Source organism: Marinobacter sp. M3C (assembly GCF_023311895.1).
Classification (GTDB): domain Bacteria; phylum Pseudomonadota; class Gammaproteobacteria; order Pseudomonadales; family Oleiphilaceae; genus Marinobacter.
The window spans coordinates 1,190,661-1,211,441 of sequence record NZ_CP092284.1; the positions used below are offsets into that span (position 1 = coordinate 1,190,661).

The following is a 20,781-nucleotide window of genomic DNA, read 5'->3' on the forward strand; positions in this document are numbered from 1 at the left end:
CCATTAATTTTGTGCCGGAGCCGCTTGTTCTCTGAAGTTGTACCTTGTGCCCATGAGCCTTAAAATAGCAGACTGATTCACCTCTTTTAATAGGAAAGCCGATGCAGGTCACCATTAAGACCCCGGAAGACATAGCAAAAATGCGCGTAGCCGGAAGGCTGGCCGCGGAAGTTCTGGAGATGATCGACGAGCACGTCAAACCCGGCGTGACCACCGAACATCTGAACCAACTCTGCCACGACTACATTGTGAACGTGCAGCAGGCTATTCCGGCGCCGCTGAACTACAAGGGATTCCCGAAATCCATCTGCACCTCGGTGAACCACGTGGTTTGCCACGGCATTCCCACCGAGCAGAAAGTGTTGAAAGACGGCGACATCATCAATATTGATGTCACCGTTATAAAAGATGGCTACCACGGCGACACCAGTAAAATGTGGGCGGTGGGCAAACCCAAGCCCGGCACCGAGCGGTTAATCCAGATTACCCAGGAATGTATGTATCAAGGTATAGAATTGGTTAAGCCCGGAGCCCGCCTCGGCGATATCGGCCACGTAATCCAGCAGCACGCTGAAAAGCACCGGTTCTCGGTGGTTCGTGACTATTGTGGCCACGGCATTGGCCAGGTGTTTCATGAAGAGCCCCAGGTAATGCATTACGGCAAACCCGGCACAGGCCTGGAACTCAAAGAAGGAATGATCTTCACCATCGAACCGATGATCAATCAAGGCAAGTACCACACTAAACTGCTGCCAGACGAATGGACCGCCGTCACCAAAGACCGCAAGCTGTCAGCCCAGTGGGAACACACCATTCTGGTGACTGCAGACGGTCATGAAGTGTTGACCAAACGCAAAGAAGAGTCGTTCTAAGTGGCACCGGGCGAGCTGGAACACCGCATTAGCCATGACGCTTCACCGGTGTCCTCCGCCCGCACGCTGCTGCAGGAGCAACAGCAGGCAGACGCCGCCGCTTTTGAGCAAGGCGCGGATGTTCGAGCGCTGGTAAAAACGCGCTCTGACACAGTCGATACGGTCTTGCGTCATATCTGGAGTCGCTACCCGCTAGCGAGCTCCAACAACGTGGCGCTGATTGCAGTAGGCGGTTACGGCCGCGGCGAACTACACCCCTACTCGGACATTGACCTGCTAATTCTAACCCGCAAGGGTACCGACCCCGAATGGCGCGATGACCTTGGCGCGTTCATTACCCTGCTGTGGGACTTGAAGCTGGACATTGGTCACAGCGTGCGCAGCATTGACGAATGCACTGACGCAGCTCGCGGCGACATCACCATACTGACCAACCTGCTGGAAACCCGCACCATCGCCGGGCCAGACGATTTACGCGAGGAGCTGTCAGAGCTGGCATTCTCAGATGAAATAAGCACCGACCGCGAGTATTTCATTGCCAAACGCGCAGAACAGGAAGAGCGTCACACCAAATACAGCGACACCGAATACAATCTGGAACCCAATATTAAAGGCGCTCCCGGCGCGTTGCGCGACATCCAGACCATCGGCTGGATCACCAAACGCCACTTCGGTTTGCACAGCACTGCTGACCTGACCCAGTTCAGCGTGCTGACCGAAGACGAGCACCAGGTTTTGCGCACAGGTGAAACCCTGTTGTGGCGGCTTCGATACGGACTGCAGCTGTTGGCCAAGCGCAATGAAAACCGCCTGCTATTTGACTATCAGCGTGGCCTGGCCAATATGCTGGGCTATCAGGATGAGGGCGAGCGCCTGGGCGTTGAACTGATGATGCAGTCCTACTACCGCGCAGTGTTGGCTCTGGCCGAGCTGACCGACGTGATTCTGCAGCATTATGATGAGGCTATTCTGGGCAGCGGGCAGGAAGATGTTATCCAGCCTATCAACAAGCGCTTCCAGATTCGCAATCACTATATTGAAGCCATCAACAACCAGGTATTCGCCTACGCGCCCTTCGCGATTATGGAGCTGTTTGTGCTGATGGCGCAGAACCCGGCTATTCGCGGCATACGCGCCACCACCATTCGTTCACTGCGAGCCCACCGCCATTTGATTGACGACGCCTTCCGCTCGGACCTGGCGGTCACCTCACTGTTTATGGAACTGCTGCGCACGCCAGACAAGCTGGACCAGACCCTGGTGACCATGAAGAAATACAGCGTGTTAGGCCGCTATCTGCCGGAATTTGGCCGCATTATCGGTCAGATGCAACACGACCTGTTTCATATTTACACGGTAGACGCGCATACCATGGGCGTTATCCGCAACATGGTACGCCTACACAACGCCGCCAGTAGTGAAGAATACCCACTAGCATCCAGACTGATCCACCGCCTGCCAAAATTGGAAACCCTGTTTATTGCCGGGCTCTATCACGATGTAGCCAAAGGCCGCGGTGGCGATCATTCAGAGCTGGGTGCCATTGACGCCGAAGCCTTCTGCCAGCGCCACCATCTGAGCGATCGCGACACCCAATTGGCGTCCTGGTTGGTGGAAAATCATCTGCTGATGTCGATGACCGCCCAGCGCAAAGACATTTCCGACCCGGACATCATCCACGAATTCGCCCGTGCGGTGCTCAGCCAGGCACACTTGGATTATTTGTACATTCTGACCGTGTGCGACATCAGCGCCACCAATCCAAAACTTTGGAACACCTGGCGCGCATCGCTGCTAAGGCAGCTGTATGTCGAAACAGAAAGAGCTCTGCGCCGCGGCACCGACACCCGCATAGATCGTCAGGAGTGGGTCAACGCTACGCAATCCGAGGCCCGCGAAATTCTGCGTGCCCAGCATTTCAGCAATGCCCAGATTGATGACCTGTGGAACACGGTCGACGAAGACTATTTTCTTCAAGACTCCCCCATCGACATCGCCTGGCAAACCGCGGCTATTATCCGCCATGGCGATGATGCAGACCCACTGGTGCTTATCCGTGATACTCGCGGTGGTCCGACTGACGGTTATTCACAGATCATCATTTATATGAAAAACCGCACCGCTTCGTTTGCCGCCACGACTGCGGTGCTGGAACAGTTGAATCTGAACATTGTGGATGCCCGTATCAGTTCCAGCGACGGGCCTTGGTCTATCAGCTCTTATGTGGTGCTGGACGACCACGGCCAACCCCTGGGGATAGACCCGGAACGCAAAGAACGGGTAAGAAGGCGGCTGATTGAAGAACTGGACGATCCCGAGGACTACCCGGATATTATCCACCGGCGCACGCCAAGGCAGTTGAAGCATTTTGCTTTTCCTACCGAGGTACTGCTGTCTAATGACCGATTTAACCTGCGCACTGTGGTGGAAGTGGTCACCCCAGACCGCCCCGGCCTGCTGGCCCGTATAGGCCAGATTCTGCTGGAACACCGGGTACGCCTGACCACTGCTAAAATTGCCACTCTGGGCGAGCGGGTGGAAGACATATTCTTTGTAACCGACGAAAACGGTGACGCGCTGCGCGACCCCGCTGCCTGCCAGGCTTTGCAGGACGACTTGTGTAAAACTTTGGATAACATTCGATGAACCCCGATTTAGACCGACTTCACCCCTACCCGTTTGAAAAACTGGCACAGCTGAAAGCCGGCGTAACCGGGCCCGCACACCTGGCGCCCATCTCCCTCGGCATTGGTGAGCCCAAACACCCTGCCCCGGAGTTTATAAAGCAGGTAGTAGCAGACAATCTAGCCCGGCTTGGCAACTACCCCACCACAAAAGGCACCGACGAACTGCGCGAAGCCATTCGCCAATGGGCAACAAAACGCTTTGTGCTGGCACCGGGTTCGCTAACCGCAGCCCACCACATAGTGCCGGTGAACGGCACCCGCGAAGGCATTTTCTCACTGGTGCAGGCGGTGGTCGACCGTAGTAAGGCGGCCACCGTGGTCAGCCCCAATCCGTTTTATCAAGTCTATGAAGGCGCGGCTTTCCTGGCCGGTGCCACTCCGGTTTACCTGGCCTGTGACAGCAGCAATGACTTCATCCCGGATTTTAATGCGGTTGACCCGCAGGTCTGGCAGCAGTGCCAGGTTCTGTTTTTATGCTCGCCGGGCAACCCCAGCGGGTCAGTCATTCCGCGCGCGACCCTGGTCCGAGTGCTTGAATTGGCTGATGAGCACAACTTCATTGTAGCTTCCGATGAGTGCTATACCGAACTCTACCCGGATGAAGCCAACCCTCCCGAAGGCTTACTGCAAACTTGCGCCGCCATTGGCCGCAACGATTTCGCCCGCTGCGTGGTGTTTCACAGCCTGTCTAAACGCAGCAATCTGCCGGGCCTGCGCTCCGGTTTTGTTGCCGGTGATGCGCACATTCTTGAAGGCTTCTTGAAATACCGCACCTACCACGGCTGCGCCATGCCGATCCACAACCAATTGGCCAGCATTGCCGCCTGGGGCGACGAAGAACACGTAAAAGAAAACCGCCGCGCTTATCGCGCCAAGTTTGAAGCCGTAGTGCCTATTTTGCGCCAGGTGATGGATGTCGATTTTCCAGACGCCGGATTCTATTTATGGCCGCAAACTCCGGTGGGAATGAATGATGAAGTTTTCGCCCGTGAGCTTTCGGTGCAACAGAATGTACACGTGCTACCAGGGCGTTACCTGTCGCGCACGGTGGATAACTACAACCCGGGTGAAAACCGCATACGCATGGCGCTAGTGGCGCCATTGCAGGAATGCGTCGAAGCTGCAGAGCGCATCGTGGCATTTGTAAGGGCAAATTCGTGATAAAACTGTACGGCATTCGCAACTGCGACACGGTGAAAAAAGCCCGGAAATGGCTAGACGAACACCGAATTGAATACCAGTTTCATGATTTCAAAAAGGACGGATTGAGCAGCGAGCTGCTTGCCACCTGGGAGCATTCGGCCGGCTGGGAGGCCCTGCTAAACCGCCGCGGCACTACCTGGCGAAAGTTGCCAGAGAGCGTTCGTGAGGGCATCGATGCGGCTTCCGCCCATGACGTCATCCTGGACAACCCTTCTATCATCAAACGGCCCGTGGTGGAGCTTCAGGGCGCGGTGACGATCGGCTTTAATGCCGATGACTGGGCAGCGCGCTTTAAGCACTGACATTAGCCAGACATCACAAAACATAAGTCACTGATAACACGATTCACTGATAACAAACAGGAACACGCATCTAATGAGCTTTGCATTCGGTATTGGTATTGGCACACAGAACAATCAGGGCGAATGGCTGGAAGTTTTTTATCACCAGCCTTTAATGATCCCCGATAAAACGCTGCTAGACGTGGTTCGCAGCGCTCTGGACTTTCAAGGCGGCAATCAGGCCATCAGCGCCAATGCCGAGCAACTTAGCCAGCTGGCAAGCGGCCTGCGTCAAATCGGCCAGACCGATCAGGCCGCGCTAGCCGAAAAAGCCGCCCGCAGCGAACGCCCGGTCGTCGTCACTTTACTGGAAACCGACGATACCGCCAGCAGCACGCCCGAGGTTTACCTTAAGCTGCAGCTGATATCCCACCGCCTGACAAAACCCCACAGCCTGAAACTAGACGGCATATTTGGCCTGCTGCCAAATCTGGCCTGGACCAACGAAGGCGCCATTGACCTGGCCGAGCTTCCTGAGCGCCAGCTGCAAGCGCGCCTTGAAGGCCGCACTCTGGAGGTAAAGTCGGTAGATAAGTTCCCGCAGATGACCGACTACGTCGTGCCCCAGGGCGTGCGCATTGCCGACACCGCTCGGGTTCGCCTGGGCGCCTATGTGGGCGAGGGCACCACGGTCATGCACGAAGGCTTTATCAACTTCAACGCCGGCACCGAAGGCACCAGCATGATAGAAGGCCGTATTTCAGCCGGCGTGATGGTAGGCAAAGGCTCTGACCTGGGCGGCGGCTGTTCCACCATGGGCACGTTGTCTGGCGGCGGCAACATCATTATTTCAGTGGGTGAAAACTGCCTGATTGGCGCCAACGCCGGTATTGGTCTTCCCCTGGGCGACCGTTGCACTGTGGAAGCCGGCCTGTACCTGACGTCCGGCACTAAAGTGGCGCTGCTAGACGACGCAGGCAAACTGGTGGAAGTCATCAAAGCCCGCGATCTGGCCAGCAAGTCAGACCTGCTGTTCCGGCGCAACAGTGAAAACGGTGCGGTGGAATGCAAAACCAACAAGTCGGCCATTGAGCTGAACCACGAGCTGCACGCCAACAACTGATCGGGGCCTTTATGACTGCTTTACCAAATAAGGCCCTGTCACCGACCCTCGAGCTGGCGATGGATCTGATTCGCCGGCGGTCGGTGACGCCCGACGACGCCGGGTGTCAGCCGCTGATGATGTCGCGCCTTGCGCCTCTGGGCTTTGCTGAAGAAAACCTGCGCTTTGGCACCACAGACAATCTGTGGGCTCGAAAAGGTTCGGAAGGGCCAGTTCTGGCCTTCGCCGGGCACACCGACGTAGTGCCCACCGGCCCGGAGAAAAACTGGGCAAACCCCCCGTTTGAAGCGGTTATAAAAGACGGCATGCTGCACGGCCGCGGCGCCGCTGATATGAAAGGCAGCCTGGCGGCCTTTGTAACCGCCTGCGAACGCTTTGTGGGCAAGCACCCGAACCACCGCGGTTCCATTGCGTTGCTGATTACCAGCGACGAAGAAGGCCCGGCCGGCGATGGCACAGTAAAAGTGATTGAAACCCTGGAAGCCCGCAACGAGAAGATCGACTGGTGCCTGATCGGCGAGCCGTCCAGCACAGTTGAGGTGGGCGATGTGATCAAAAATGGCCGCCGCGGCTCACTGCACGGCTACCTGACGGTTCAAGGCGTGCAAGGCCACGTGGCTTATCCACACCTGGCCGAAAACCCGATACATAAAGTAGCTCCGGTGCTGCACGATCTGGCGCAGGAATTCTGGGACAACGGCAACGATTACTTTCCGCCCACCACTTTTCAAATCACCAAGGTGGAAGCCGGCACCGGCAGTAATATCATTCCTGGCGAATGCCTGGTGCACTTCAATTTCCGCTACTGTACGGAAAACACCGCCGAAAGCCTGGAAGAGAGGGTTGTAGCAGTATTAGGAAGACACTCGCTGAATTACGATCTGCAGTGGCATCTGAGTGGCCGCCCGTTCCTGACCGACAAAGGTGCGCTGGTGTCGGCGTCAACGGCGGCCATTGCCAGAGTCTGCGGCCGTGAAACCGAGCTGTCTACGTCTGGCGGCACGTCCGACGGCCGCTTTATCGCGCCGACGGGTGCTCAGGTTGTGGAACTGGGACCCATAAACGCGACCATTCATAAAGTGAATGAATGCGTCAGCACAGACGACCTGGACACCTTATCGCAGATTTACGAAGAAATTCTGGTGGAGTTATTGGCCTGAAAAGTACCTTGCCTGGCTCATACAATGGCCATGTAATGCGTGAGTGCTCTGCTGCCTCAGTAATGAGGCGGCGGGGTTTCCTCCTCTTCACTGCGAAGGTTAGAGCCAGACACTTCTTTCAACTGCCTGTGCAGTAACTGTTTGGCTTCCCACAACTGACGTAACTCCAGCTCCTGAGTCGCCATCTGCTCGCTCAGCGTGTTTATTACGTCGTCCTGAAACGCAATCCGCATTTCCAGCTCGTCAAGCCGGTGTTCCAGTCGTTTATCCGTCATGGTTTTAGTGAGTTCCTGCCGTTATCTGTTAAGATGCCGCCTTCATGCAGCCGGAAGTGTCACTTTACCCCATATCCGGTTATTTATCGTTAGCGTTATCATTCAGGAGATTTTCAATTCACATGCGTAATCCAGCCAAAGCGATCGTTGCTGCCTTATTGATCGCGATTCCCGCTCCCTTTATTCTCGGCTTTTTGCTGGCTTCCTTTACCCCGGAGCTGTTCCAGATTCTGTCCCAGTCTGAAACCAGTGCCGTGGCCAACAGTACCCCCTTCGTTCTGGGCAGCGCCCAAGGTATTGCCGCTTACGTGATTGCCGTGGTGATATTTGCCATTGCTGGTTTTATCACCGTTGCGGTCAGCGTCAAACAACCGAAAGCTGCGCCCGCTAAAGCCGCCCAGCCACGTGCACCTGCTGCGCCTCGTCGTGCACCTGCTCCGGCCCAAAAAGCCGGTAACATGCATCACGATGACGATGATGACTTCGACGACAACAGCCCAGAAGGCGACGAAGAAGGCACCGTTAAATGGTTCAACGTGAAAAAAGGCTTCGGCTTTATTGTTCGCGACAGCGGTGATGAAATCTTTGTTCACTTTCGCGCCATTCGTGGCAGCGGCCGTCGCGTTTTGCGCCAGGGACAACTGGTACGCTTCAGCGTGATTGACGCCGACAAGGGTCTGCAGGCCGATAACGTGTCAATTCTCAGCGAATAATCTACACCACGTTTTTCTTCGCTGTTAGAACAAAAAAAAGGGATGGAGCCAAAAGCTCCATCCCTTTTTTTCTATTCTTTTACTAATTCATTCTTCTACTAATTCCACTCTTAGTTCATTCCGCTCTTCTATCAATTCCATATGGCCTGATACTCACCGCGCTCATCAATTCGCCACCATCTTTCTTCAGTGGCGTCGTCGCCTTCGGCCCAATTGCCCGGGCTGCAACGTAGTTCGCCACCGATGGCGCGCCAGGCACTACGCGCACAATCCAGATCGCTGTTCCAGGGCAGCAGTGGCCCCTCAATCACCAGACACGTGAAGCGTTTGCTAAAAGCACCCGGGTAGAGCGACAACGACAACGGGTTGCCATTGTAACTGGCGTGACCTTTCACAAAGCCGGTTATGACCTCGTCATCCAGCGACACTTGGCCTAATTGATCAGACAACCAGCGCGATACCGCCCCGGCTTCAAGGTCGCGTATATAAATTTCCAAATCCTGCACCCAAACAATCTCCCAACAATTTTCGAAGTGATGACAAGGGTTCAACACCTGCATCGTTGCGCCTAATGATGAACAGTGTGAACGCCCGCTGAATTCGCTGCAAGCCAACATTTCAGCTCGGCCTGCAAATCAGCAATGCCCAGCTTTCGCAAGCTTCCGCGCGCATTACGCTGGTGCCAGTCGCCTGCTGCGACCTGTTGTTGCCAAACCAGCTTTTCCAGCGCGAAGTCCGGCTCGCCAATACTGCTCTGGCGCGCATGGGCCACCAGGCGCTGACACTCCAGAGTTTGAATTTGTGCCGCCAGAGCCGAAGCCTCGCTGCTGCCACGCAAGGCAAACAGATTCAATCGTGCAGCCGCACGTTCCAACCACATCAGTAGCTTTCCCGGGCAGCACTCAAACAGGTGACGCTGCGCGACAGCGAAATCAATCGCCACCGGCTCCAGCTCTATATTCCACTGGCGCTCTATCGCCGGCTGATGGGCCACCACAATAGCGTGGAGTTGGCCGGCGCCACAGGGCGGCAGCATCACGGTGGTCAGCGAGCGACCCAGGCACAGCTGTAGTTGATTAACATGCTGCACCGTGGCTTTCATGCGCTCATCAGCCAGCAGCAGCATAGGCCCGCCCCAGACAGCAAGCACATCACCCACCACACTGCCAGGCCGGCCCACCAGCCGCAAAAGATCCTGCGGCGCCAGGCCATCCATCACCAACAGAGGCCACCCTCCAGAGTGTTGAAGCGAGCGCAGCCTGTGCCAGGCGCCTTCGGCAACCGTCAGCACGTCTGACTCGCAGCGCAAATTCAGTCGCTTGTAATCGATACCCAACAATGGCAATACACTTTCCAGCCAACGGGTTTTACCACCGCCCCTGGGGCCTTTCACCCACAACAATGTTGCAGGGTTTGTGCTGATTTCTACCGCTACGGTATGCGCAAGCTCAATCCAGTCCACCTGCGCCATCATCGTGGGCACACCGGCAACGTTAGACGCTGCCTTCATCGTCAGCTCGTCAACGCCGGCTGGCCAGGCTGACACCCGTTCCAACACCGCAACGTAAGCTTTTTCCTGCAAGCGTTCTGTTTTATGGGTAAGGGTTTGCAGCAGCACCGGCCAGTCTAACCAGGGCGCGTCGTTCAACTCGCGCGCTCTGGCAAACCAGTGCACCAACTGGCTAGACAGCAAACCTTCCGCAGACACCCCGGTAACAATCGGCTGTTCGCACTGCACCGTGCGCGTCAACTCGTCGAGGTCGATACTGCAGGTTGTCAAAAAATGACTGAGGGTGTGGCAACTGTCGAGCAACGCCAGCAAAAAATCTTCAACGGTAATCGCCGCTCCGCCGCGTTGTAATACCAGCGCACGAGCGTTTGCCAGCGCATTCTGGCACTGCGGTGTCAGGCATCCTTGCCAATCGTCCATTCTTACTCTCCTTGTATGCCAAGCGCAGGATTCCATTCCCGCGCTGATTATCTTATCCGTTACCAGCTGCCGCTGTTTTCCATACTGGCCCAAGGCTCTTGTGGCGCAAGCGCCTCACCCTTCTGCAGCAGCTCAATAGAAATGCCATCGGGCGAGCGCACGAACGCCATATAGCCGTCCCGGGGCGGGCGATTGATGGTTACGCCGTTGGCTTGCAGGTGTTCACACAAACGATAAATGTCGTCGACGCGATAAGCCAGATGGCCAAAATTTCGGCCGCCGCTGTACTCTTCCGGGTCCCAATTATAGGTCAGCTCCAGCGACGGTGCTCGATCGGCTTTCACTCGCCCTTCGTCGTCTGGCGCAGCCAGAAACACCAGGGTAAAACGGCCTTTTTCGCTGTCTTTTCGGCTGACCTCTTTCATTCCCAGCAAGTCACAGAAAAAATGAAGGGTGTCATCCAGATTGCTCACTCGGATCATGGTGTGAAGGTATTGCATACTTTCTCCCGTTATTTTCTATTGCTTAATGCAGCAAGTCTTCTCGGTTCGGCGGCCGCCCCGCAGAACACTCGCACCTTTATTACCGAACAGTTTACGGTATTCTGGGCGAATGGATGCAAACCACGTCTTTCCTTTAATCAACAGTTACCGAACGCCGGCCATCAGGCATCTCGCATGGCTGTGCCAAACCCCGCAGCTGATGCGCTCGCCAATCACCTTTGTACCAGCACAGTATCTGCCCTCGGACTATACCGATATTCTTAAAGCCTGGGATCAGGAAACAGAAACTGCACCACCCATGCTGTTTGAACCACCACAGCGCAGATTAGGCTTCTATTTCGAGCGGCTGTATCAAGTTTTGCTGGAAGACTTGCTCGGCTGGCCCATTCTGCTAAAAAACCAGCAGATCCAATCACGCGGGCGAACCATTGGCGAACTGGATTTCGTGGTGCACAACCGGACAAACGACCGCATTGAGCACCACGAGATCGCTATCAAGTTTTATCTCGGCGTTTCAGAACTCACCGGCTCAACACTCTGGTACGGCCCCAACGCTCGCGACCGGCTGGACGTGAAAACAACCAGCCTGCTGGAACAACAGAGCCGCCGCACACAGCTACCGGAGACTCTTGCCCTGCTCGCAGAATCCCATATAACAGGCCCGCTGACTCCGCGAATATTTATGCCGGGGTATCTTTTCTATCCAGACGACCAGCCCGTGGTAACGCCGGATTATGTTCCAGCGGACCATTTGCGCGGGCGCTGGATGTACGCCCATGACGCAAGAGCCCTGAACACGTCACATTGGGCTGTACTCAACAAACCTCACTGGATTGGCAACTGGTTTCAAAGCGAACAGCCGGATATCGAACATATTATGGAAGCACTGGAACGTGTGGAAAGAAAGGTGGTTCCGCAGCTGTTCGCCATAATGCGGCCAGATCACCAAACGGGAAACTGGCTAGAAGCAGACCGGGTGTTTGTTGTGCCGGAAACCTGGCCGTGAATGGCGGCATTCTCTGGCAAGAGCTCAATATTCACGGATTCAAAAGAGTGCTTCTGACAGTAACGCCTTATATATCGGCTTCAATGCGCCGAGGCTGAAACGCTGTACACCTGGCACTGTTAATCGGTCACCATGGCTATCCACAGCCTGCTTTTCAATCAACGCCGCTGCATGAGCCGCCTCGGCCGGAATGTCGTCGCCACAGTCCGGATACAAGTATTCCGGTGCAAACAACTCCGGGTAGACTTCCCTTGCCGGCACAATGGGCACACAGCCAGCGGCCACAGCCTCAAGCACCGCCAGCCCCTGAAACTCATGTAACGCGGTTGAAAGAATCACGTCCGCGCTCCCCAGCCACTCGTAATACCCGGTGCGGCTCGATGCGTATCCAAACTGCACGAGCCGATGGGCAAACTGCTGTTGAATAGTCGTCATGGCTTCGGGGACTTTGCGGAAACTTTCACCAAGGACACACACCTGAAAACTCACCGCTCTGCGCTCAAGTTCCTGCAGAATCGCAAGCAGCCGGTCAGGACCCTTGTCGTATTCCCAGCGCGCCGCCCACACAATTCTTAGGGGCAATGCACCAGGCCCGGGTTCAAGGCCATTGCGCCATAAACGCTCGCCCGCCTCAAGACTCTGGCGTTTCGCTTCACTGAGAAACACAGGGTCATCGATGGGGACCGGCAGAACCCGGGATTTCGCGGAAATGAGTTCGAGGGTTCCCTCCGGGATACCATCGGGCAATCGCCGGAAGAGTTGCTCAACACCCTCAAGAAAGCTACGCCGGTTCCAGTCGCTGTTGAACAGCACGGTATCGGCAGCAATAGCGCTGTACAGGTTCACCATTTGAGGATCAATGCTATTGTGCTGGCCATCGGATGCCGGATAGGCAAACTGATTTTCATGCATATAAAGCAACGCTGGCGTATGGGCCAGGTTCGGATGAAAACCCCGAACTGACGCCAGATCAACCATGGACGTCACTAACAGCAGGTCCCAATGCTCCTTCAACATCGGCTCGCTCAGCCAGGTCAGCGCGTTACCTCGAATCCGCCAGCGGAAAAATCTCGGCGACAGGGCAAGCACATGCCATTCAAATTCCGGCTGGCTGAGCACCAACTGCTCTCGCCAGCGACGATGGCTGCCTGCGTCATAAGCCGAAAGCAGGAGTATTCTGGGTTGTCGAAGGGCAAGCGTTTTGGGCATGAAGGCATTCTGCCCTACTCGCGATTAGACAACCAGACACTCTGATACGGCTTCAATGTGATACTGCCCGACAGGTTTTATATGGCCATACCCGAGATCAAGTCAAACCAATGATCCGTGCCACACGGAGTGTGTATCAGGTAGGCGTCAATGTTGAATATCGCCCAAGCTAAGGAAGCCAGCGCAACAATGAGGTTACTGCAGGGCAGGAAAAGCAGAAAAGGCAAATCGCGTCCGTTGCTTTGGTCCTCATGCTCTCCCTGAACATTGATTTAAGTGTCTTCGCTAATCTGAGCAAAGATTTCGATAATGGGTCTTTGAGGGTTCGCCTGTTGCAGTTCCAGCACTCGCTTGCTCTGGCGTTTCAGCTCGTCACTGGGTTTTGCCCACTGCTCTTCAGGCAATGGTTTCGACCACTTCGACATTACTCCGGGCAGAGTCTTTTGGCTCATACGCTTGATCTTTCTGACCTCCCACTCCACCAGTCGGTTCGGAATCGTCCAGAAGGTCATGAGGTGGTAGAGGTACCAGCCGATCAGGTAGAACACTCCACGCTTGCCTTCCCGGTACTCATCGTGAAGGCGTTTGCGGGCATTGCGGAAAACGTGAACACCTTCCCAGGGTGGGTCGTCCGGGCCTTGAAGATCTAAGGGGTCCTGAATCTCTTTCAGGGTGTGGACTTCGTACTCCATGTAGGCGCGGATGGCTTCCCAGTTGCTGATGGCCTGAAGCTGGCCGTAAGTCTGAAACTCCAGAGTGTACTTCTCGTTTGTCGACGGATGGTAAAAACCAATGCCAAAACCGTACTGATGCTGTACGCCGTACTCTGTCACGCCCTGCGCTTCCGTGACCCAGGCCACGAGTTCTTCCCAGGGGACGAAAATCGGTTCTTTTTGACCTTCCGGGACAAAACACACTTCGCGGCGTTGGCGGTTGAAGCGGGTGGGGGTGATAGATTCAAGCTTCAGGTGCTCTCGGTACCAAATACCGAGGCCGAGCAAGAGGAAGAAACTACACCCCCAAACAGCAATCCCGAATCCATAATCAAACATCTCCTGAAACACTTCAACGGCAGTCGTCAGCTCTCTGCCGTGAGCGACCGCAAGGCCAGATAAAATAAGCGGGACACCAAAAGCACCAATCAAAAACAAACCAAAAGGTCCGCCCAGCGTCATCTGAAAGCCAAACACCGGCGTCACCCCGGTCCCAAAATCCAGGTAGCCATCGTTTACCTCTCCCACAGCATGGCCGTGATCTACCGGCGGTAGCCCCGTCGGCAGAGGCCTGGGCGATAAAAAGGTCAGCCGACCGCTAGGAAAGGGCTCGGAACGCCCCGCGCGGGGTGTTTGCTCTGATTGGGCATATTTCGGGTTCATCAAAAGCTGTCCATTACTATGAGTGGCTGGCGGAGTTGCCGCCAGTTGATCTCCGCTTTTGGTGCGTCTTGTATGGGAGTCAAGGGGTACCGGCTGTCAGGCGTCGCCTTCAGCATATACACAGAACTTGTGTAAGCCCCATCTGCCTGTAACGTCTCCAGTTTGACCATCAGGCTGAGCTCACTAGTGAGGATGCCATACCGGGTCTTCTCATGGGCCGGGGGTCTGAAGGTCAGTTGCAAGTGATCAATATCAACTGGCTGCTCCATGCTAGCAATGATGGCGCCGGTGCAGGGTACCCAGGTTTCCGGATGAAGTGAAAACATACCCCGCCTCCCCGGCTGGATTCGCCATGCGGTGATTGACACCCGATAGAGCGATTTGCCGTGCGAAGGTTCGATCAGGCTGTCCGGAGGTAAACGGTGGCACCTCAGCTGCAACCGAGAAGGTCCTTCATCTTCTACAGACGCCTCATTAAGGGTGACACTGTCGCCAATCCGGGCAAAGGCTTCTGCATAAGCCTCAAGCGAGCTATCGTGAACAAGCTCAGACTCTAGTGACCAAGGCGTTGTCTGTAGCCATCTATCCCGCTCACTCAGGTTGTAACGGTTGTACAGCCAGGTGCCGCCTAATTCAAAAACAGTGAACACCAGCCCTGCCACATTCAGGCGGGCAAACAAACCGGACAAGGTTCGGCCAGCAATGGCCCAGGCTTCGGCCCGGGCCATTGCCTTGCTGGCTCGGCGCACGGCCAGCGCCACACTTAAGGTACGCCCTAATCCGTAAGTATTGGTAATCGCCAAACCGCCACTACCAATCATTCCCATCACTGCGCCAGTCTGGGCTTCGGCATTGCCGGTCTGGACTGCGCTCAACCAATTTTCCCGATGTTTGCCCGCGCTGAGGGCTGCACTGAAAGCCCCCGCTCCATAGGCAAAAATGCCAAGACCAACATGCAATTTACCCATTTGGATATGCACACCAGCAACAGCACTGCGCTGCCATGCCTCCGCCAGCGCCCGAGCCCTGGTACTGTATGCGGTGTCCATCAACCCTTGAGAAGCAAGAAAGCCAGCCGCAATAGTCGCCCACGCGCTTTCATAAAGACGCTGTTTATCTTCCGGACTTTCAGACTCCGAGCCAAGTTCGCTAGCAACATTCCATAAGATCGACAGTTGAGCCACGAACACCAAAACCCCAAGCCCATCCCCCATCAGATTCACTCGATGAGCCGAGGCCAAACCCTGCCGAAAATGCCCCACCAATCGCCCCAGCTCTTGCTGATCCAGCGCCGGCAAAGCCAACGTCAGGCCGGCACGGCCGGTAACGGCTGTTTCCAGTTTCAGGCCGGTGTCGATTTCCTCAACCGGGCTAAGGGCCGCCGCTACCTGTTTACCGACTTTACGGTGCTTTTCACGGGTCGCCTTAAATTCAGCTACCAATCTCTGGGCTTTTTCGGAGCGATGGCCATGGGTTGATTTGGCAACGTCATGGTCGTTCTGAAGCTGTTTCATCTGTTGATCAAGCTGCAGCATCTTTGTGAGATTGTTCCGGAACATCGCCAACTCGCTTTGCGACGCAATGCGAAATTCCGCCTTGCCCTGGCCTATGGCGCCCAGCATGCTGCGCTTGAAAAAATACGGCAGGTCCCGGAAAAGATCATCCAGCTCTGGCAAGGTCTGGTTTCCAATCGCCTGGTACAACTTCTCGATAGCACGCCCCTTGGCAAGGGCAATCGCTGGAGCCACGGTGTCTCCCACTGCACCTGCTTTTTGTTGGATCAGCTTTGAGTAGTCGATGAAGTCCGGCAGTTTGCCATTTTCTGCGGCTTTTATTTTTTGCACCCAATTCGCCGCCCGGGTCACCACGGCGTAGCCAGCGTTGCCGACAATGGCGTAGGTTTTCGCCAGCTCACCGTCTGCCGACCGGTCGTTCTTTGGCAGCGTATGGAACAGTGGGCGACTGTATTGAGGGTGCGTGTTCAACCACTCCAACACGCCCTCGCTCGCCTCATCGGAACGGCAGATGTCTTTGCGGCAGGCGTACTCCAGATCCAGAGCTGCCTCGAGCTGCGTCTTATCTTTCGGGTCAAAATACCAGGCTGCATGATGGTAGCGATTGTCTGTCAGCAGTTGAACACGGTCATTGGTTATGGCCGTCAACAACGACTGCCAGCGAGCCAGTTTCGCTCGCTGACCTGCCATGAACTGATCCATAGCCTCGCGGTCGATCAGATCGTTGATCCCACGATGGCCGAAACCCTGCCCTTCCAGAATCGTCTTCAAATGTTCGCGGTGACTTTTCGTCAAAGCGGCAATTCCGGCAATGTGGGCGTCTACAAAATCCGGCTGCGCCCCGTTCATAGCTTGTCTCAGATACCACTCGTCCACCGCTCTCTGCATTTTGGGAACAATGCCGTAAGCGTTAGTCCGGTTGGCTGTAGCCCGAATTTCTTCGACTCTCGATTTAACCTCAGCAGGAAGCGACGTGTCGTTGGGGCCAGGTCGGCGCTCGTCTTCTTGTCTTTTCAATGCTGCTAGCAGCGCCGACTGAGTATGTGACCGATCGCTTTCCGACATAGCTTCCAGATCCTGCCGCATGGAGGCGATAGCAGGGTGATCCGAATTCGTCATCATGGAGCCCAGACCCTGTTCGTCCAGCAGGGTCATTGATTCAATCAGCGTACCAAGAAAATAGTCTCGCTCGTTGCTTCCCTTTTCTGCCCAGTTCTCAATCCATCCCACCACATCGTCCTGATGCTGTGCCAGATCCAGCATAACGCCCACGTCGTCTCGCAGAACCAGACAGAGGCAGTTAGAGGTGTCGTCTATCTTCTGCTGTTTTATCAGTTTGCCAAACCGGCTTCTGTGGTAATAGGGCTGATTTTCCCAGTGGTAGAGTTCGCTTTCTTGTGGATGGTCACCTTCGGTTAGCTCCGGAACATTGTCTTCGGCAAATTCGGCGATCCGTGCCTTCGCCTGATCCGGGGTAAGAAGGAACTCGCCGCCATTCAGTGGTGAGGCACTGGCAAGATCGACTCTCTGCAACAACGCATCACGTTCTTCCGGATCATCCAGTACTTGCGCTTTTTTTCGCGCTGTCCATTCCATCTCAGAAAAAGCGACGTACAGCGTGTGAGATGTCGGGTACTCCAGCTTGCCGCCGTTATGTCCGGTCAGTTCACCGTCTTTATGCAGATACTCGTGAAGCTCCTCTCTATTTGTATCTCCACCGGCGTCTCCACCCGCATCAGCATCCAGTACATAAATATAGCCATTTCTCAGAAGGCGATAACCCACCGGGCGGGAGCTCAGCGAGTAAGGGTAGCCTGGGTCGGTATCGACAGGTGCGACTTCCACTCTGCCGTAGCGAACAGGCAGCAAGTGAACGGACTTTAGTAATGGGCAGGAAGCAGGCTCATCGATGGGCGTGCCCGGTTGCTCCCAGCACAGCAGATCGCTGCTTTCGCGGTCATTAGTGGGGCGTTGTATCCTTGCCATGGTTCATCCTTGATCCATCGGGACTGCGGGTTCATTGGCGGCATTGCCGCCGGCCAGATGGGGCAACGCTGCAAACAGAAACTGCATCGCGTTTCGTAAGCTGCCGCACTCATTGACGAGTGCCTCATCCAGTATTTTACGAAGCGCCGGGTAGGCATCACACAATTGGGGGCCACCCAATTGCTTACGCACGGGCTCCCCGAGGCTATTCCATATCTGCAGTGCCTCTTTGCGTCGATTGAAAGCCCTGAAGGCCTTCTTCAATTCCGGTAACGTATTTTGTTTCTCGGTTTGACCGGCTTTCTTGGACGGTCGAACGGCCGGCGGCTCAACCAAATACCATTGTTCGCTGATACAGTCCGGGACAATCAGCTTGTCTACGATCCCAATGTCAGAGCCGGTCAGATTGTTCCCGATAACGGACCGAGCCAGCGCCGGGTGAGCAATGCGCATCAACTCGTCGCAACCTTGTGCCGTTTCAACACTCAGGAGCGACCGCAGCCAACGGGAAACGGTAGCGCGGTCTTGGGCAGAAACCAATAAATAGCCGTTCTCTTGCATAGGCCCTTGTTTGAGAAACCCCTGCAGCACCGGATCTTCCGGCCCGCTTAACCACACAAGCCAGGGAGACAAGTCTGACATTACCTCCCAGCGAGTTGCGGCGTACAAGCATTCGGCATTGACCGGCTGGTCGCCGGCCCATTGGTAAATGTGTTTGCCAAGCTGCGAAATAGCGACTCCATCCAGAATAAGTGCGACAACGGAATGGTCAGGCCAGGGTAAGTGGTCAAAAGGAGATTGAGAAATTGGACAGCAACCCTCGTTCATGAACCCTGCTCCTCACACAGAGGGCATGTTGCGTTGCCCTTTCTGAGCGCAGCCGCCTGAGATTCAACATTGATCGCCCGGGCGTTTTCCCGCTGCCCCACCTCTTCCAAAGCCACTTGCGCAGATGCACTGGGTTGATCGCCCTCAATCATCTCCGGCAGTCCCGGCATCAAAACACCCTGCCCGGAACCACTTCCAGGGCTCCCCCCAGAGTTAATCATGATTCCCGGCCCGCTCAGCGTTACCCCGCTGGAGTCAAGTTTCAGGAAGCTACCGCCAGCGGCCAGTGTGATTTCAATACCGGCGTCGATAACCACTTTAGAGCCTGCCTTGTGGTGAACTTCGGTACCAGCTTCGCTGAGCGTGGCGCTGCCTGATTGCTGGTGAAACGTTCCACCAATTTTCTTACTGGAGTCGGCGCCAACGGACTGGCGCTTTTCGCCGCCAACGGTGGTGTGGTCGTTGCCTTTTACGTGGCTGAACCGGTCATTTTCAACGGTCAGGTGACTGTTGTTATTGATCACTTCGGTGCGGTTGTTTTCCGTCAGTAGATTCAGGTCTTTTTGGGCATGAACATAAACCTGCTCCTCTTCTGCTTCATCTTCAAAGCGCAGTTCGTTGCTGCCTTCGCCCTTGTGGGTGCGAGTTTTCAGAGTGGTGCGGGTTTTGTGTTCTGGCAGCGCGTAAGGCGGCGTGTTGGTGGCGTGGTAAGTCCGCCCGGTGATAATGGGCTGATCCGGGTCGCCGTCCAGAAAGGAAACAATGACTTCGTTTCCGATTCTCGGTATCGCCATAAAACCGTACTGACCACCTGCCCAGCCCTGGCTCACTCGAAGCCAGGCGCTGCTGTGTTCGTTATTTTCTGAATAACGATCCCACGGGAAGCGCACCTTTACCCGGCCAAATTCATCGCAATGAATTTCCTCGCCTTCCGGGCCGGTGACGATAGCAATTTGCGGGCCGTCCATGCGCGGCCGATGTGTTGGTAAAGGCCGCCAGGTTTTGTCAGCAGGAACAGCGCTGAATGCATTGTGGTAGGTGGTCGGTTCAGAACCGGCTTCTTCTTGCAGCGCCTGGGGCTGTTTGCCGGTGTGAGTGACGGCTGTGAGCAACCAGTCCCGGTTTAAGTCAGGGCTGTTATGCTCGGTTAACGCTACTTTGGCGCCGCAAGTAAAGTCTGCGCGGTTACTTTCACCGTTGGCGGTGCTGGCGTCGTTTCTGAGGGCATCCAGTCGCGCTTCGGTAAACGGCTGGCCGCTGGCGTCGGCCTTGAATCGGCCCGGGTAATCGAAGTGTTGATAGTCTTGGCGCTGGTTGGGACTGGCCGCGCTTTGCTCGTGCATTTGCGCGTAGGCAGGGTTCTTGAAGGTGTAATCTTTCATGGCCACGGAGGCGACGCGAACGCGCTCCTCAAAGCGGAAGCGGAACACGGCAGGCTGCTTGGTGCTTCCCCCCGCTTTGCCGTTATATTCGGCGGCTTCGAGCCGGGGCGCGTCGCCGTGATGATCGGCAATGATTAGGCCGGGCTGTTCGTTTCCGTCTACGCTGCCGTGCTGGTAGCGATAATGCCAACCTTCCTCTGCACCCATTCGCTCAATAAATGCCAGATCGCTTTCCCGATGCTGTACGCAGTATTCCCGTTTCTGTGGGGTGCGTTTAAGATCAAACATAGTGTTTACAACGCCCCGCTCTTTGAGCAGCGTGCGCACGATCGTATCTGTGGTCTGAGCCTGGAATATGCGACTATTGTGCATCAGCCCTAAGCGCCACAAAGGCGGCTGAATGATCAATTCGTAGCGGGTACGGCGGTGGCCGCTGCCTCCCCGGGCAAACTCGTTGACCACACCTGTGATACGGCGAAGGGGCGCACCGTCTTGCCAGACCACCAAAACGACCGATTGCTCCAAAACACTGAAGGCATCAATGTCTGCGTTGGTACTGGCCAGCTCAAGGCGGCCGTAAAAAAGCTCACTAAGCCGCTCTGTCAGCGTGAAGCCGACAACGGAAAATAGATCAGAGGGGAGTTCGCCAACATGGGCGGTAAACTGCAGTCCGTTTGCCTGGGGCATATCTTCGATCCCTGAAGATTGAGGTCTTTTCGTGCTCATCCTGAGC

General features: G+C 55.5%; 17 protein-coding genes. 8 read left to right on the top strand and 9 right to left on the bottom strand.

Translation table 11 applies throughout. The annotated features are described in order from the left end of the window. The first annotated feature begins 101 nt into the window (after window positions 1-101). The 6 genes from map to dapE all read left to right on the top strand — a co-directional run bounded on the left by map (window position 102) and on the right by dapE (window position 7,326). Complete coding sequence (gene map, locus MIH18_RS05405; RefSeq protein ID WP_249008234.1) at window positions 102-872, top strand: type I methionyl aminopeptidase; 771 nt, start codon at window positions 102-104, stop codon at window positions 870-872. Next, window positions 873-3,518: a [protein-PII] uridylyltransferase gene (locus MIH18_RS05410; protein WP_249008233.1), complete on the top strand. Its 2,646-nt coding sequence runs from the start codon at window positions 873-875 to the stop codon at window positions 3,516-3,518. It abuts the gene before it with no gap. Further along, entirely contained in the window at window positions 3,515-4,720 is a 1,206-nt protein-coding gene (gene dapC, locus MIH18_RS05415; protein ID WP_249014104.1) for a succinyldiaminopimelate transaminase, read from the top strand. The genes MIH18_RS05410 and dapC overlap by 4 nt, the downstream gene beginning before the upstream one ends. Continuing rightward, complete coding sequence (locus MIH18_RS05420; RefSeq protein WP_249008961.1) at window positions 4,720-5,064, top strand: ArsC family reductase; 345 nt, start codon at window positions 4,720-4,722, stop codon at window positions 5,062-5,064. Before dapC ends, MIH18_RS05420 begins: the two co-directional genes overlap by 1 nt. A 73-nt stretch (window positions 5,065-5,137) precedes the next feature. Beyond that, window positions 5,138-6,166 carry a 2,3,4,5-tetrahydropyridine-2,6-dicarboxylate N-succinyltransferase gene (gene dapD, locus MIH18_RS05425; RefSeq protein ID WP_249008231.1) on the top strand — a complete coding sequence of 343 codons (1,029 nt, stop codon included), beginning with the start codon at window positions 5,138-5,140 and terminating at the stop codon, window positions 6,164-6,166. An 11-nt stretch (window positions 6,167-6,177) separates the two neighbouring features. After that, on the top strand, window positions 6,178-7,326 hold the full coding sequence (dapE, locus tag MIH18_RS05430; RefSeq protein WP_249008230.1) for a succinyl-diaminopimelate desuccinylase: 1,149 nt from the start codon (window positions 6,178-6,180) through the stop codon (window positions 7,324-7,326). 56 nt (window positions 7,327-7,382) lie between these two features. Here dapE and MIH18_RS05435 read toward each other — a convergent pair whose 3' ends face one another. Further along, a complete protein-coding gene (locus MIH18_RS05435) occupies window positions 7,383-7,601 on the bottom strand; it encodes a SlyX family protein (protein WP_007349882.1) in 219 nt (72 codons plus the stop codon). Window positions 7,602-7,723: 122 nt separating this feature from the next. Here MIH18_RS05435 and MIH18_RS23920 point away from each other — a divergent pair, with 122 nt between their 5' ends. Further along, the gene (locus MIH18_RS23920; protein ID WP_283164103.1) at window positions 7,724-8,314 is read left to right on the top strand and encodes a cold shock domain-containing protein; all 591 of its coding nucleotides are present in this window, start codon (window positions 7,724-7,726) and stop codon (window positions 8,312-8,314) included. A 131-nt stretch (window positions 8,315-8,445) separates the two neighbouring features. Here the strand turns inward: MIH18_RS23920 and MIH18_RS05445 are convergent, their stop codons facing one another. The 3 genes from MIH18_RS05445 to MIH18_RS05455 form a co-directional block, all read right to left on the bottom strand. Next, entirely contained in the window at window positions 8,446-8,820 is a 375-nt protein-coding gene (locus MIH18_RS05445; protein WP_249008229.1) for a hypothetical protein, read from the bottom strand. A 62-nt stretch (window positions 8,821-8,882) separates the two neighbouring features. Next, window positions 8,883-10,244 carry a hypothetical protein gene (locus MIH18_RS05450; protein WP_249014105.1) on the bottom strand — a complete coding sequence of 454 codons (1,362 nt, stop codon included), beginning with the start codon at window positions 10,242-10,244 and terminating at the stop codon, window positions 8,883-8,885. A gap of 59 nt (window positions 10,245-10,303) precedes the next feature. Beyond that, entirely contained in the window at window positions 10,304-10,744 is a 441-nt protein-coding gene (locus tag MIH18_RS05455; protein ID WP_249008227.1) for a VOC family protein, read from the bottom strand. Between the two features lie 112 nt (window positions 10,745-10,856). Between MIH18_RS05455 and MIH18_RS05460 the strand changes: the two genes are divergently transcribed. Continuing rightward, a complete protein-coding gene (locus MIH18_RS05460) occupies window positions 10,857-11,753 on the top strand; it encodes a DUF1853 family protein (protein ID WP_249014106.1) in 897 nt (298 codons plus the stop codon). A gap of 39 nt (window positions 11,754-11,792) precedes the next feature. On the opposite strand, the gene MIH18_RS05465 is transcribed toward MIH18_RS05460, so the two are convergent. From MIH18_RS05465 to tssI, 5 genes are all read right to left on the bottom strand, one after another. After that, complete coding sequence (locus MIH18_RS05465; RefSeq protein ID WP_249014107.1) at window positions 11,793-12,962, bottom strand: DUF3524 domain-containing protein; 1,170 nt, start codon at window positions 12,960-12,962, stop codon at window positions 11,793-11,795. Window positions 12,963-13,234: 272 nt separating this feature from the next. Next, window positions 13,235-14,338 (bottom strand): hypothetical protein, encoded by a 1,104-nt coding sequence (locus tag MIH18_RS05470; protein WP_249014108.1) that lies wholly within the window; start codon window positions 14,336-14,338, stop codon window positions 13,235-13,237. Beyond that, window positions 14,338-17,838 carry a toxin VasX gene (locus MIH18_RS05475; RefSeq protein ID WP_249014109.1) on the bottom strand — a complete coding sequence of 1,167 codons (3,501 nt, stop codon included), beginning with the start codon at window positions 17,836-17,838 and terminating at the stop codon, window positions 14,338-14,340. Before MIH18_RS05475 ends, MIH18_RS05470 begins: the two co-directional genes overlap by 1 nt. Before the next feature lie 3 nt (window positions 17,839-17,841). After that, window positions 17,842-18,666, bottom strand: a complete 825-nt coding sequence (locus MIH18_RS05480; protein ID WP_249014110.1) for a DUF4123 domain-containing protein — start codon at window positions 18,664-18,666, stop codon at window positions 17,842-17,844. Continuing rightward, window positions 18,663-20,735 carry a type VI secretion system tip protein TssI/VgrG gene (tssI, locus tag MIH18_RS05485; RefSeq protein ID WP_249014111.1) on the bottom strand — a complete coding sequence of 691 codons (2,073 nt, stop codon included), beginning with the start codon at window positions 20,733-20,735 and terminating at the stop codon, window positions 18,663-18,665. Before tssI ends, MIH18_RS05480 begins: the two co-directional genes overlap by 4 nt. Window positions 20,736-20,781: the final 46 nt, after the last annotated feature.